Source organism: Paenibacillus terricola (assembly GCF_014779765.1).
GTDB lineage: Bacteria > Bacillota > Bacilli > Paenibacillales > Paenibacillaceae > Paenibacillus_T > Paenibacillus_T terricola.
Genome location: NZ_JACXZA010000007.1, coordinates 299249 through 313077, shown reverse-complemented (window position 1 = coordinate 313077; position 13829 = coordinate 299249). Strand labels below are relative to the sequence as shown.

At 44.7% G+C, this 13829-nt stretch carries 13 protein-coding genes; 12 read left to right on the top strand and 1 reads right to left on the bottom strand.

What is annotated here, in order from left to right:
• Window positions 1-216: 216 nt before the first annotated feature.
• From H8B09_RS25300 to H8B09_RS25275, 6 genes are all read left to right on the top strand, one after another.
• Window positions 217-1251 (top strand): LacI family DNA-binding transcriptional regulator, encoded by a 1035-nt coding sequence (locus H8B09_RS25300; protein WP_191206366.1) that lies wholly within the window; start codon window positions 217-219, stop codon window positions 1249-1251.
• Between the two features lie 235 nt (window positions 1252-1486).
• A complete protein-coding gene (locus tag H8B09_RS25295) occupies window positions 1487-1867 on the top strand; it encodes a nuclear transport factor 2 family protein (RefSeq protein WP_191206365.1) in 381 nt (126 codons plus the stop codon).
• A 224-nt stretch (window positions 1868-2091) separates the two neighbouring features.
• On the top strand, window positions 2092-2823 hold the full coding sequence (locus H8B09_RS25290) for a YybI family spore inner coat protein (protein WP_191206364.1): 732 nt from the start codon (window positions 2092-2094) through the stop codon (window positions 2821-2823).
• A 293-nt stretch (window positions 2824-3116) separates the two neighbouring features.
• The gene (locus H8B09_RS25285) at window positions 3117-3563 is read left to right on the top strand and encodes an OsmC family protein (protein ID WP_191206363.1); all 447 of its coding nucleotides are present in this window, start codon (window positions 3117-3119) and stop codon (window positions 3561-3563) included.
• A gap of 649 nt (window positions 3564-4212) precedes the next feature.
• Complete coding sequence (locus tag H8B09_RS25280; protein ID WP_191206362.1) at window positions 4213-4896, top strand: zinc metalloprotease; 684 nt, start codon at window positions 4213-4215, stop codon at window positions 4894-4896.
• A gap of 24 nt (window positions 4897-4920) precedes the next feature.
• On the top strand, window positions 4921-5544 hold the full coding sequence (locus H8B09_RS25275; protein WP_191206361.1) for a hypothetical protein: 624 nt from the start codon (window positions 4921-4923) through the stop codon (window positions 5542-5544).
• Between the two features lie 95 nt (window positions 5545-5639).
• Here H8B09_RS25275 and H8B09_RS25270 read toward each other — a convergent pair whose 3' ends face one another.
• Complete coding sequence (locus H8B09_RS25270) at window positions 5640-6077, bottom strand: DUF4362 domain-containing protein (protein ID WP_191206360.1); 438 nt, start codon at window positions 6075-6077, stop codon at window positions 5640-5642.
• Between the two features lie 363 nt (window positions 6078-6440).
• Here H8B09_RS25270 and H8B09_RS25265 point away from each other — a divergent pair, with 363 nt between their 5' ends.
• The 6 genes from H8B09_RS25265 (at window position 6441) to H8B09_RS25240 (ending at window position 13776) form a co-directional block, all read left to right on the top strand.
• On the top strand, window positions 6441-7952 hold the full coding sequence (locus tag H8B09_RS25265; protein WP_224753983.1) for a hypothetical protein: 1512 nt from the start codon (window positions 6441-6443) through the stop codon (window positions 7950-7952).
• Window positions 7953-7998: 46 nt separating this feature from the next.
• Window positions 7999-8229 carry a hypothetical protein gene (locus tag H8B09_RS25260; RefSeq protein WP_191206358.1) on the top strand — a complete coding sequence of 77 codons (231 nt, stop codon included), beginning with the start codon at window positions 7999-8001 and terminating at the stop codon, window positions 8227-8229.
• 225 nt (window positions 8230-8454) lie between these two features.
• Window positions 8455-10194 (top strand): sensor histidine kinase, encoded by a 1740-nt coding sequence (locus H8B09_RS25255; protein ID WP_191206357.1) that lies wholly within the window; start codon window positions 8455-8457, stop codon window positions 10192-10194.
• Window positions 10195-10198: 4 nt separating this feature from the next.
• The gene (locus H8B09_RS25250; RefSeq protein WP_224753982.1) at window positions 10199-11764 is read left to right on the top strand and encodes a response regulator; all 1566 of its coding nucleotides are present in this window, start codon (window positions 10199-10201) and stop codon (window positions 11762-11764) included.
• A gap of 150 nt (window positions 11765-11914) precedes the next feature.
• Window positions 11915-12829: an ABC transporter permease gene (locus tag H8B09_RS25245; RefSeq protein WP_191206356.1), complete on the top strand. Its 915-nt coding sequence runs from the start codon at window positions 11915-11917 to the stop codon at window positions 12827-12829.
• Between the two features lie 83 nt (window positions 12830-12912).
• Window positions 12913-13776, top strand: a complete 864-nt coding sequence (locus tag H8B09_RS25240; RefSeq protein WP_224754010.1) for a carbohydrate ABC transporter permease — start codon at window positions 12913-12915, stop codon at window positions 13774-13776.
• Window positions 13777-13829 lie beyond the last annotated feature (53 nt).

The window sequence follows — 13829 nt, the reverse complement described above, 5'->3', positions numbered from 1 at the left end:
ATATCGATGTAGTTCGACAAATCCAACCCGAAAAATCAGCATAATGTTCATCTAAGTATATGTTTTTTCGATAGGGAAGACCAGTATTGATTACGCAAACGTTTCACTTATGATTCCCACGCAAATTTGCGTTCGATTTGCGCAAATCTACTTTTATTTTGCGTAAAAACAAGCTATCATATTCCAATAAACAAGCATGAACGTGGGGTATGTCGGATGACCTTAAAGCAGATCGCCAATATGGCGGGTGTATCCATCTCAACGGTTTCGCGCATACTAAATTCCCCTGACAATAGCTTTGCCACGAAAGAGGTTCGCGACAGGGTGTGGATGTGTGCGAGAGAAATCGGCTATGTGCCAGATCAGAATGCCAGAGAGCTCAAACTTGGCAAACGTACTTCCCGCAAGTCGGCTCCGCCTTCCATCTCGTGCATATTGGGGCGCACCAGACAATTGGAGGATGATCCTTTCTTTGCGCAAGTGTCGCGTGCCATCGAACAACAAGCGCTGGAGCTGGGTTATGCCGTTCGTCATTCTTATTCGCTCTTTGATATTGAGACCGATTCCCTGCTTGATCAGATCGAGTCATCGCATACGGACGGTGCCATTATATTGGGCCGCTTCAGTAACGACAGCATGAGCTTTCTCGAGAAGCATTACAAAAACTTGGTCTATGTAGGGCGTAACGTGATTTCGGCAAACTGTGATCAGGTTATTTGCGACGGGTATGAAGCTACACAAATTGCGATGATGCACTTGATTGCCAATGGACACAAACGGATCGGATATATTGGCGAGACGTTAAACGAGGTAAGGTTTGAAGCCTACTGCGATATCCTTCGCAAATACGGACTGGAATACTCGGACAAATGGGTGAGTAACTGCCCGCAGAATGGTCCTGGCGGCTACCAGGGAGCGGAGGAGCTGCTCACGAAAGCTTCACCGCTGCCGACTGCCGTATTTTGCGCAACCGACATTGCGGCAATAGCTGCGCTGCGACGATTCTCGGAGGCGAGAATCAAGGTGCCTGAGCAACTGTCGATTATTAGCATGGACAATATCGAGCTGTCTGGTTATGTATCCCCGATGCTGACGACGGTGGGAATGCCAATTGTCGAGATGGGGAACTGGGCGGTTCAGCTCTTAATTGATCGTCTGAACAAGCGTCATAATCTGCCGGCCAAAGTGCTGCTGCCCAACAAGCTGGTTATTCGAGAAAGTGTCGCGAAGAGAAGTGTTAGTAATAGGTAAGAGCCGAATACATCGCCATATGGGCTTGTGCCCTGGGCGATGTTTTTTTATGCTCAAAGTCAATATGGAGTCAACGCTCTCTTCGAGCTTCTCCATCGTGCTGAAACCGACATCTTCCTCGCTGAGTGAGAGTCTCAAGGGGCGGATCGTGCAGGGAATTAGGAAGATAAAGGAATCTGACTGAGTTTAATCGAATAGAGAGGTATCTCTCGTGGACCTTGGAGGCGACTAAACAATGAGCGAGCACAACAAAAGAATCATTGAACGTTATATTGAGGCTTACAATTTATTTGATATTGAAGGAATGCTTAGACTTATGCATGAACAGGTACTATTTCGGAATTACTCCAATGGCGTGATGGATACGGAGACCAGAGGAATGCAACAATTCGGTGAGTTAGCAGCAAAGTCCGCTAAAATGTTCTCTAGTCGGTGCCAGACGATAACTAACTATAGTGCAATTGCCGACCAAGCGGAGGTCCAAATTGATTATGAAGCCATACTGGCGACAGATTTGCCCAATGGATTAAAAAGTGGAGATAAGATTCAGCTTAAGGGGAAGTCTGTATTCGAAATTCAAGAAGGCAAAATACTGGTGATCGAAGATTACAGTTAAGTAGTACCGTTGTGGTTCCGTTGGACCTGTTCCCACCAGCATTTGATAGTAGAATACATCGCCTCAGGAGCTGTATACCCTGCCTGGCGATGTTTTTTTTCTGTAATGGAGGCAAGAAGGAGAGGACATGCCGTTCCCATTCGCAGTAACTGTATGCGTTAAATGCCCATATCATAAAGAACGAGTGTTAAAATCCAGGGCATTTATAAAAGGGAGCTAACGGGATGAGTTATCATTACTATCGTGGGCTAGTAACGAGTCAGTCGAGTGTCGTAGCGTTCGCACAGGGTGATGTGACGGGAGACGGGGTATCCGACAAGGTGTATCTTACAGGGGTTCGAACGCCGGACAGTCCGTTTATTCAACAAATCAGATTGGTCGTGCAAGACGGAAGCAGCGGCAGAGTAACCCAAGTGCGATTACAGGATGATGCGGGATATAATCCGACCCTTTTCTTAGGCGACTTCACCGGGAATAAGGTGAATCAGATTCTGATCAGCATCAATACCGGCGGGAGCGGAGGGATCATGTACCACTTTATATACTCGTACTTGAATAACGTTCCGACAATCATTTTCAACTACAAGGCTTATAATGACCTCTATCAATATACGGTGACTTACTTGGACAATTACAGAGTTGAGGTTGTCAGCAAATTGAACAACATGAGATACATCATCGACATCTCCGGTAGAGACAAGGAATATCTGGGGGAGATCTACCAGACCAACGGGAAGCTGAAGCAGCCTATATCAGGGTTTGTAAATCCGTTAAGCGGTTTGTACCCTGTAGATTTCGACAGTAATAAAGTTTATGAGCTGCTTGCGTACCAGAAGATAGCCGGAAGATATAACGCGGATTCCTTGGGTTATGTCCTGAACACCTTGGCGTGGAACGGGAATCAGTTTGCTTTGAGCAATCAGAATGTTGCGATCTTTGGTTCGACTATTCAATAGTGTGATGCTATAGCTTGAGTTATTAATAGAGGAGCAAGATTACCGAGTTTAAAAAGAGGCCGCATCGGACGCGGGCTGGGGGTTACTACAGGTAGCGAGAACGCGGCCTGTTGCAGCCCTCTTTGGCGTTCTTTTCGGCTACCTTCGATAACATTAAGTATGACCGTCAGCAAACTTATTTACTAGATTGACGGTATGTAGGTTCAACACGTATAATATTTATAAAACATAGCTGAATACTAGGAATTACGTGTGTTGGAATTACATACTTCATTATCTAGGGAGAGATGACAATGTCGGCTGTTCAAACCTTTAAAGCGACTGCGCATTTGCAAGACGGAGTAAAAGTGAGAACGACCTCCAGACATTTCGAGCTGACCATTGACGAGCCTCAAAGTTTGGGCGGAACGGATACAGGCATGAATCCTGTCGAAGCTTTGCTTGCCTCGTTAGGCGCATGCCAATCTATTGTGGCAAGAGTATATGCACCCAAGTTCGGTGTGAAGCTCGACGATTTCCATGTTGAGGTTGAAGGCGATATCGACCTCGACGGATTTTTCAACAGATCCGATGTTCGTCCAGGCTACTCCGACATCCGATATACATTCCGAATCAAGACGGACTCGCCGAGAGAAAAGGTTGAGGAGTTTATACAATTTCTGGAGAGCAAGTGCCCTGTAGGCGATACGATCGCCAACCCTGTGAATCTCAAGTTGGCAAGTGTCATTATTGATAATTGAGCTAGAAAGACCTTGTGCCGGTTAAGAGGCACAAGGTCTTTTGTTTCATACAGCTATGTAAATGAAGCCGAAAGGCTGCGTCGGATGCGGTTTGGAGGGTCGTGAGGGGTTGGGAGCAAATGACCTGTTGCGACTCTCTTGAATGCTGATGTGAATCGGATGAATATCATCTTTCAATGAACCTATTCTATGCAGATTGTGAATACATCGCCAAGCGGCTAATAACCCAGGCGATGTATTTTTTATGCCGCGAAGTCAACATGGGGCAAACAAGCGTTCTCTGAGAGTACTTACAGAGCATGCCGATTCGAACTCTCGCTCCATAGGCAATTGATGGCACCAAGCAGATGGCCAGAGATATACTTAACCTTGAAAAATTTGCGTTTAATTGATGGAATTCCTTCATATACATCAAGTTTTATACATTAATAGAAATTAAGACTAATTAACTATAGCCGCATAAATAGTAATTATGTACCATATAAGGTGAATAATATATTCCTATTTTAGGAAGGTGATGATGAGGTCATAGGTTTTGAACGTTCTTCTGTTTTACTAATAAACTAATGTGCATCACTAAAGTTCCGTTTGAAAGGATGGTATTGAGCACTCAATTAACAACTATTAAAGAAAAGGAAGTGTTCTTGTAATGAAAAAGAAGTTAACTATTGTGCTGGCTATGTTCACGCTCTTTGCGTTCTTAACAAGTACAAATGCTTTTGCACACGAAATGTATTTTACACAAAGCGGCTCGACCATCACCACAATTCCACTTAGGTGGACTCCAAAAAACACGAGTACTGGCCGTCTGAAAGTCATTATTAATAAACAAAGTCTTACCGGATCTTGGTCAACGTATTATGAGGATGCTCGTACAGCATGGCACTCTTCTGCAGTTCCTGCTGAATTTACGACTACCACCACAACACCAGTACCCAATACTTATATGGTCACTGCTTCTCAGCAATATTGGGATTCTATGTACCCGGACGGGCCATTCTCGGAAACCTTGGGAGTTACAGAATTATATGATACTAATAGTTTGGCTATTACTTCCATTGCTACAGCAAGTGCTTCTACCAAACAGCTCAAAGGGGCAAATATTTATTTAAATCCGAGCCCTAATTCCCCTTCGGCTTTTATTTATCGGTTTACTATGAGCCACGAGCTCGGACATGTTCTTGCTCTAGGCCATTCCCATTTACCTCAATACTCACCGGCTAATACAAGTACGGATCCTTCAATAATGAGTTACGATTATTTTAGCTTAGGACAAAGTTACCTGCCTCAGAATCATGAAGTAAATGATGTAAAAAAAATGTACGGATATTAATCGAAAGAGAAAGGAAGAGGCAGGATGAAAAAATATATTCTACTAGTATGTGCAGCATTGGCTGTCACTGTCTATAGCAGTATTGAGCTGTCGGATACTAAAAGTAAGGCGGCAGAAGCACCTTCTGTAAAATCTCGTATTGTTGAAACCGCCAGCGGTAGATTAATCCGAATAACAGATCCCAGAGATTTGAAAGATCTAGTTAGTCACTCTACGTTGATTGTCAAAGGAAAAATCATTAAAACCGAAAATGTTCAGGAAGAAATCCAACTTATAGAAGGAACTCCGGAGAGGGCGGCAGTCGATGCTCAGGGCGGGAAGTCAACTCGTATCCGTTCGGGTACAAACTATACGATTTCGGTGTCTGATGTAATAAAGGGGCAGCCTGATAATCAGGAAATTACAGTGTATATATCGGAAGATGAAATCAGTCTCCGTCCAGAATTGAAAATCGGCGATGAGCTAATCTTTAACTTGGCCTTCAACAAGACAATAGGCAGGTATACCGACGTGCATCCTAGTGCTGGTTATTTAAAAGTTAATGCGGATAATAAGGTCAAACCTATGTTTGACGGCACAAATGAAATTTCGAGTTTGGAAAATGAATCTTATGATGAAGTAAAGAGAAAAATCAGGGATATTAAATAACCTTAGAAAAGCCGCGAAATTGCGGCTTTTCTTTTGAATATAAGATACGAAACGTTGTCATATGCTTAATCGCTCTCTGGAATACATTCCTTTTCTTATTTATTCGGAAACGTAATTGATCCCTTTAGATCGTCTACTGGATACCCCTCACAATTTGAAACTGAAAAGATTGTTGTCTTGTTCTCCTTCGTTCTATTTAACTTTTTACATTTATAAACTTCTATCTCTCCATTCGTGTATACATCTCTGGACGCATCATTTATCCATACAATTTCCTTGCCGCTTGAATTGATGTTAGTTATTACTGGCCCACTGTCTATATTAGGCTCTATTATCATTAAGTAATCGTCTTTATGATCTAGAAACTTCTCATAGAGTGTATTCATTCTGCTCAAAGCATTTTGATCGACTTTTCTAAGAATAATTCCCTGAAGGTCATCATCCTTGTTCGTGACATTCAACCGAATGGAATAAATGAGTCCACTGCCAAGGAGAACAATGACAAGTGAAAGCAACCAAATTGTATTTTTCATGTAATCCCTCCTCGTATTATTATATTAGTAAGATACGTAAAGTAGTTGAACGATTACCCCCTTCGCTTTCTCACCTTTTCATACTCCAGCCGATAGTCAACACAAGTCAGCTACCTCCACGCTAATGTGCCCATATGCTTTAGTTAAGCACTGTCATATTAAGGTTTTTCCCCCAATTCTAACACTTTATTGATCGGCTTGACACCTTATTCTCATTAAATATTGAGATATACACTACAGAGAGAGACGACAAGGCATCGATTAATTGAACGAAGTGCTTACAATGAAAATGCCGGGTTTTGTGATAAAGTAAATATAATCCTGAAAAATTATGAATACATCGAATGGGGTCATGGAGTCCAGATGAATAATAGTAAAAACAAACTGAAAATCATATATTTCAGTATGCTTATCGTTCTTATAATCTGTTTGCTGACTTCATGTGTACAAACTAAAGATAGTATTTCACCTACTCCAGTGACTGCGCCTACTTCTACCGCCACGAATTTAATGGATGAAGATGAGCCGGAAATGAATGATAAACCGCAGCTTGGTATCAATCAGGCAATTGATTTGGCTTCCGAGAAATTAGATATTAGCAAGGATAAAATCAAGTATGTTGCTACTGACCCTGCAAGTGGAATCTATGAGGTATCCGTAAATGACTATTTGAACTATTATATAGACCCCGTAAATGGCGATTTCCTAAACGAGAATAGAGAGAAAATCATTAATCTTCTTGGTGTTAAAGATGAATACAAAGATGAAAGCTTCCCGGATCTTAGCATTGAGGACATCGTTATTGAAAATTTAAAAAATAATGCAGAGCCTCACAGTGACAACGTCAAATACTCGGCGGAAAGAAAAATCCCCTTTTTTGATTCGTCAGGACAACGAATAAACGGAGGACTCATCAATGATAATACCTATATAACGTTAAGTGAATTAGGAATTAGTGAGTCCATTGATAGTGAGTTTAGGCAATGCTATTCTGCTGATGTCGATAATGACGGAACAGATGAGATCGGCTGCCATGGTTTAGGCGGTACGGGTCTGTATCCTTTTACACAGCTTTATAAACTAGACAGGGCAACTTCTAAATATTCAGAATGGTATCCTGAAATACCTGACAATAGTGAGTACGAAGGGAATTATTCGGATATTCAATTCTTTAAGAGTAGTAATAAAGTATATATGGTAGTGTTTGATGATATAGAGCTGAGAATATTTTATTTGCACAGCAATAAGGCTGACAGTATAGCTAGCATTCATATTACATATCCAACCTACGAGATTAACACCAACAGCAATGAAGACGTGATCCTTCATCTTAAAGATAAGTATGCTAAGAAAATTACTTTCTTGGACGGGGATATTCCAGATGAGCATGTGCTGCAAACGACTGATCCTCAATATTCATTGATTGATCATGATGTCAGGGAACAGTTTGTAGGTAGAACGTACACCATAGCAGACATTGATAATGACGGGGAAAAAGAATTATTTTTTAAATGGGAAGCCTGGTCACAAACTAGATTGAATTCAACGTTATATTTGAATGGCTACGCAATATTAAAGAAGAAAAACAATATCTACATGCTATATGACACCAACGATAAGGGGCGTACTTCTAGATATCAAATATATGATCAAAATGAAGGGTCGACTTATCCTGAAAATATCTATTTCGAGAATTATAACGGTAAAGTTTATACGATAATCGTTGATAAAGATTATTATGAGAATGTTGACTTTGATATGCGTAAAACAGATACATTCAATGTTTATTGTATGAATAAAAGTGAGTTTAAGAATTTAGGTACAATAGATGTTGTATGGACACCAGAAATAGAAATCACAGACCTTAAAAAGTAGCTGCATTTATTGGCGACGTGGAGAAGAGTACGAGAGGCTGCGTCGGATGCGAGTTGGTGAGGCGAAGCAATTGTTCGAGGAAAAAAGGAACGAGATTCAAAGCGCGGTAAATCCATACGAGTATAAAGGTTTGCATTTCGCAAACGAGGTGATATTCACCTATATCTATTATATGGAGGTCTCGGCACTAGGTGCTATTCCAGATGGTATGATTGGGCTCACAGTCCCAAGCAGCCTGAATGCTGATGTGAATCGGATGAATATCATCTTTCAATGAACCTATTCTATGCAGATTGTGAATACATCGCCAAGTGGCTAATAACCCAGGCGATGTATTTTTTATGCCGCGAAGTCAACATGGGGCTAACAAGCTGTCACTGAATATACTTGCAGAACGGGTCAAACCGAACGTCGGCTAGTAACCTCTTATGCATTCGGTGTAAAATGATTCAGAATTGTTCTTTATTCCTAAGACGACCTCGATCATAAGGAGAGCCTGAGCATGATCAGACTTCTATACAGCAAAAAGTACATGCCGTTCACTTACAAGACGCTGATTCCTTATCTCGCTCTTATGTTGCTGACCGATATTCTGGTGGGCTATATTTCTTACACAATGCTGGTGCAATCTAGAACCGATATGGCGGAGACGAATATTCGTACTTCTTTGCAGCAGACGCGGAATAATATCGAGTACCAAATGGAAGAAATTACGCGTTTAGCGAACGCGCTGTTCCTCAATGTAACGTTCCAGAACGCGCTGCAGTTCCATGGTGATCTACGGGAGAACATGCTGAAGATGCGGGACGATGTCGTTCCATATATGAAAGCTCCCCTGCAGCTGTACGGGAACAAGCTGAGGCTGGTGCTTTATGCGGTCAACGACGCGATGCTCGATATTACGGGCGACGATATGAAGCTTCCCATCGGAAAAAGCGATTACTACGTACTGTCGGACGATAGCGTTGAGAATACGGAATGGTTCCGTTCCATCGTATCTTCGAACATGGACAATTTATGGCTGCAGATCGACACGGACCGCGAGCTCGGCAATATTTCGTATTTCCGCAAACTGTTCGCCTCCAATGGCGATCAATCCGTAATTGGCTACGTTCGCATAACTGCGAGGTTCGACGAGCTGCTCGGCAATTTCGACGCGTTCCCGATCGAACAAGGGATTGCGCTTCGCTTGATGGATCAGCAGTCGGGAACGAGTCTATATGAGCGGGGGACCGTGAACGAGCGGGCGCGGGAAGGCTCGTATCTGATCATCGGCGAGAAGATCCCCGGCTCCAACTATTCCATTGAGACGTGGGTGCCCCGCGCTTATTTGAACAAAGACGCAAGCCGCATGCAGCAAGTTATTAGCGCTGTTTGCTTTATCAGCTTCTTGGTAATGGCGCTCATCGGTTTTCTCGTGGCCCGCTTATCCGGCAAAAAAATGAAGCGGATCGTTGCTTTGATCCAATCGTTTCAAGAAGGTAATTTCTACAAGCGGATCGGCTTAAAAGGGAACGATGAGTTCGTCTACATTGCGACCGCCTTTAACCAAATGGCCCAAAGCATTCAGGAACTGATTCGGGATGTGTATGAACAGGGCATCCAGAAAAAACAAGCGGAGCTAGACGTGCTTCAAGCCCAGGTCAATCCTCATTTCCTATATAATACGCTGTCAACGATCGGCAGCTTGGCGAATATAGGGGAAACCGAGAAGGTGACCCAAATGGTGCAAGGACTTTCCAGATTTTATAGGCTAACGCTAAACGAAGGGCAAGTGTATATTCCGCTTGAAAAAGAAGTGGAGCAAGTGAAGACGTATTTGGAAATCCAGCGCGTCAAGTATGCGGATGCGTTCCAGGTGTATATCGATATCGATCCGGATATTATGGACGTTGTCGTCATTAAATTAATTTTGCAGCCATTCGTTGAAAACATCTTCAAGCACGCTTGGTTCGGGGAATCGATTGCCATCCGAATTACGGGCAGGCGCTTGGGCGATAGGATCGAATTGCGCATTATCGACAACGGCATCGGCATGCGGCCCGATACGCTTCGTCAAATGCGGTCAAGCTTGACGCCTAACGGCAGCTATGGCCTGAGGAATGTGGAAGAACGCATCAAACTGAGATATGGCGGCGACTTCGGCATTCATATCGGCAGCTATTACGGAGCAGGTACAACCGTCCAGCTTATTTTACCGGTCGATAACGCGGAAATCAGGGAAGACAAAGGGGTGCAATAGACGGATGGCTATCGAGATACATGCGCTGCTGGTGGATGACGAAGCGGTTGACCTGGAGTGGCTAAGGCGCCGGGTGGCAAGTAATGAACGTTTGACGAGCGTCCGAACGGCTTCGAGCGGATTTGCGGCTCTGAAAGTAATGGAGCAGCATCGAGTCGACATTATTTTATCCGATATTCGGATGCCGATCATGTCCGGCATGGAATTCGCGCGGAAAGCGAAAGAGATGAACCAGCATGTCCATATCGTCTTCATTAGCGGGCATCAGGATTTCAGCTATGCCAAGGAAGCCATTCAATTAAGCGCGTCCGCTTATTTGCTGAAGCCTGTGGAGGATCATGAGCTGGAAGCGGTGTTGACAGAGCTGTTCAGAAAGATCGAACAAGAGCGAATGCAGCATATTTCGCTTACAGAAACGATGTCTTTGGTGAACCAAGAGCTGCTGATGCGGTGGTTTAACGAAACCGCTCCGGGCGAAGTCGAGGCGCATATTCGCGGGATATTGGAGCCGATGCTGCAAGGCGGGACGGCGGCAGCTATTATCGAGATCGACGATCTCGCATGGAAGACACGGGAGTCGGCTGGGGAGGAGCGGCGGCAATGGCTGAACAACGCGGCCCAATTCATCCGCACGTTCACGCAGGAGCACCACATGGGCACGGTCATCGCAACCTACGACCATCACTTCGTTATGTTGTCCGCTGTTCAGGAGACGTATTTCTCTTCGCTTCTGGAGGAACTGATTCGCTCGTTCTACAAGCAGTTCGCCTTCTCGATTACGGTCGGCACGGGAATGTATACCTATGAATTCGACAAGCTGCATGATTCTTACCGGCAAGCGCAAGCCGCGCTCAGCATCAAGTGGATCGTCGGGAAAAACCGACTGATTCAGGACGCTTCGCAGTGGCGCCCCCAAGAGAAGATCGCAGCCAATCTCGAGGAAATCGTCGATAGGATGCTCCAAGCGATGCTGGAGTATAACCTGACGGTGATCGACGATTGCCTAGTGGAGCTATTCACCGGGGACATGGGAAAGAACGAGATTTACGACTTAATCATTCGGATTACGTCCAAGCTTCACGCCGATTTGCGGCAAATGAACGAGCATCTGTACGAGATTCTGAACTGGGATGCGAACCAGTCGTTCGTGCTGTTCCAGTTCGAGACGGTGCTGGATATTATGTCATGGTTAAGAAGGCGGTTCTTCGAATTGTCAGAGCGGCTCTATCTGAAGCGGCAAAGGCAGAAGCGCAAGCTGATCGGCGATATTACAGATTACGTCAAGGAACGGCTCGATCAGAAGATCACGCTGAATGAGGTCGCCGCGCGATTCGACTTTACGCCGAATTACTTGGGACAGTTGTTCAAGGCTGAGACGAATAGTCTGTTCAGCGATTTCCTGAATGAGCTGCGGATGAAGCGGGTTTGCGAGCTGCTCGAGGACCCGACGAAGAAAGTATACGAAATCGCCGAACGGGTCGGTTACAAGAACATCGTATACTTCAATAGGCAGTTCAAACAGTTCATGGGCATGTCGCCCGGCGAGTATCGGAAGAAACACAACATTTGAATCGGATGTTTGATGAACGAGACCAGGTTCCTAGACGGAATCGGGTCTCATTTTTTATTGAATCGTTGAATTAGTATTAAGTTTAGTTGTTTCGCTGAATATTTATGAGATAATTTCGCTTTTATAATAGATTTACGGAGGGGAGTATAGATGATAACATTCTGGAACGATCTTAAAAAGTATAAAGTTCTATTATTAATGCTGACACCTGCAGTGATATTCTATATCCTGTTCGCCTATCTCCCAATGGGGGGTATCGTACTGGCGTTTAAGCACTTCGATTACGCTGGCGGCATATTCGGGAGCCCGTGGAACGGGTTCGACAACTTCCGCTTTTTCTTTGATTCCGGGGATGCCTTCCGGGTTACGCGCAATACGGCGCTTTATAACATTGCGTTCATAATTATTAACAATCTCTTGCAAATTTTTGCCGCGATTTTACTGTTCGAAGTCGGCGGCAAATGGTTCCGCAAAATCATTCAGTCCTCGTTGTTCCTTCCCTATTTTATCTCGTGGGTCGTTGTCGGCGCGATTGCCTACAACTTGCTGAACTACGATATCGGCACCGTGAACATGGTTCTTCGCGGGCTGGGTATGGAAGCGATCGACATTTACAATACGCCGGCATATTGGCCGTATTTGCTAGTACTCGTATCCGCTTGGAAAGGCCTCGGTTACGGAACGGTCATGTACTTGGCAGCGATCACGGGTATTGATACCGAGATGTACGAAGCGGCCGAGATCGACGGCGCTAACATTTTCCAACGGATTCTCAAAGTGACGCTTCCTAACCTGTACCCGACAGTGATCATTCTAGTGCTGCTTGCGGTCGGCAATATTTTCCGCGGTGATTTCGGAATGTTCTACAACATGGTCGGCAACAATGGTCTGTTGTTCTCTTCCACGGACGTTATTGACACCTTCGTGTTCCGGTCGATGATGACTTCGAACGATATGGGTATGGCAGCTGCGGCGGGCGTGTTCCAATCGGTGCTCGGCTTCGTAACGATTATGGCTGTCAACTATGCGGTCCGCCGGTATGACAAAGATCGCGCATTATTCTGATTGGAGGTCACGACATGAGTACAACAGAACTAAGTGTAAATAAATCGTTCTCCGAGCGTTCGCGCATCAGGAAGACGGACCGAATGATTTTCTCGGCTATCGGGTACGTTTCACTGACGATCATGGCGCTGCTCTGCTTGCTGCCCTTCTTGCTCGTCGTTTCGTCTTCGCTCACGAACGAGGATACGATTCTTACTAAAGGGTATCAATTTCTTCCGATAGACTTTTCCATGGAATCGTTCAAAATATTGTTCAAGTATCCCGGTGAGATTGTTCATGCCTATATGGTAACGATCGGCGTGACGGTAGCGGGTACGCTGCTTGGCTTGTTCTTAACCTCGATGACGTCGTATGCGCTATCGCGCAAGGACTTCAAGTGGCGCAATAAGTTTTCGTTCTTCTTCTTCTTTACGACGCTGTTCAGCGGCGGTCTTGTTCCTTGGTACTTGATGATCGTGAACTACCTTCACATGAAGAACACCTTATTGGCACTCATTATTCCAATGGTGCTGAACGTCTTCTATATCATCGTTATGAAATCGTTCCTTAGCAGCATCCCGGAGGCAATCGTTGAATCGGCGAAGATCGACGGCGCTGGCGACTTCCGCATCTATTACCAGCTGATCCTGCCGCTCTCTAAGCCTGCGCTGGCTACGATCGGATTGTTCCTCGCCTTGGCTTATTGGAACGATTGGTACAACGCGCTGTTGTTCGTATCCGACGATAAACTGATGCCGCTTCAGTACTACTTGTACAAGATGCTAGGAAACATGGATGGCATGCGCAAAGCAATGATGGGTGCTGGGGCTGTCGTAACGACGCCGCTTCCGAGCGAGGGCCTCAAAATGGCAATGACGGTCGTTGCGACTGGACCGATTCTGCTCGCTTATCCATTCGTGCAACGCTACTTCGTTCAAGGCTTGACCATTGGCGCTGTCAAAGGATGAATATGGGGAAACCCAGTGCATCATATACATGATTACTTTCATAGGGGGAAAGA

Excerpts from the sequence above, each read along its gene's own strand:
- H8B09_RS25270 (WP_191206360.1), bottom strand. The coding sequence starts at position 6,077 with ATGAAAAATACAATTTGGTTGCTTTCACTTGTCATTGTTCTCCTTGGC.
- H8B09_RS25260 (WP_191206358.1), top strand. The coding sequence starts at position 7,999 with ATGCGAGTTGGTGAGGCGAAGCAATTGTTCGAGGAAAAAAGGAACGAG.
- H8B09_RS25245 (WP_191206356.1), top strand. The coding sequence starts at position 11,915 with ATGATAACATTCTGGAACGATCTTAAAAAGTATAAAGTTCTATTATTA.
- H8B09_RS25240 (WP_224754010.1), top strand. The coding sequence starts at position 12,913 with ATGATTTTCTCGGCTATCGGGTACGTTTCACTGACGATCATGGCGCTG.
- H8B09_RS25295 (WP_191206365.1), top strand. The coding sequence starts at position 1,487 with ATGAGCGAGCACAACAAAAGAATCATTGAACGTTATATTGAGGCTTAC.
- H8B09_RS25255 (WP_191206357.1), top strand. The coding sequence starts at position 8,455 with ATGATCAGACTTCTATACAGCAAAAAGTACATGCCGTTCACTTACAAG.
- H8B09_RS25280 (WP_191206362.1), top strand. The coding sequence starts at position 4,213 with ATGAAAAAGAAGTTAACTATTGTGCTGGCTATGTTCACGCTCTTTGCG.
- H8B09_RS25250 (WP_224753982.1), top strand. The coding sequence starts at position 10,199 with ATGGCTATCGAGATACATGCGCTGCTGGTGGATGACGAAGCGGTTGAC.
- H8B09_RS25265 (WP_224753983.1), top strand. The coding sequence starts at position 6,441 with ATGAATAATAGTAAAAACAAACTGAAAATCATATATTTCAGTATGCTT.
- H8B09_RS25290 (WP_191206364.1), top strand. The coding sequence starts at position 2,092 with ATGAGTTATCATTACTATCGTGGGCTAGTAACGAGTCAGTCGAGTGTC.
- H8B09_RS25300 (WP_191206366.1), top strand. The coding sequence starts at position 217 with ATGACCTTAAAGCAGATCGCCAATATGGCGGGTGTATCCATCTCAACG.
- H8B09_RS25285 (WP_191206363.1), top strand. The coding sequence starts at position 3,117 with ATGTCGGCTGTTCAAACCTTTAAAGCGACTGCGCATTTGCAAGACGGA.
- H8B09_RS25275 (WP_191206361.1), top strand. The coding sequence starts at position 4,921 with ATGAAAAAATATATTCTACTAGTATGTGCAGCATTGGCTGTCACTGTC.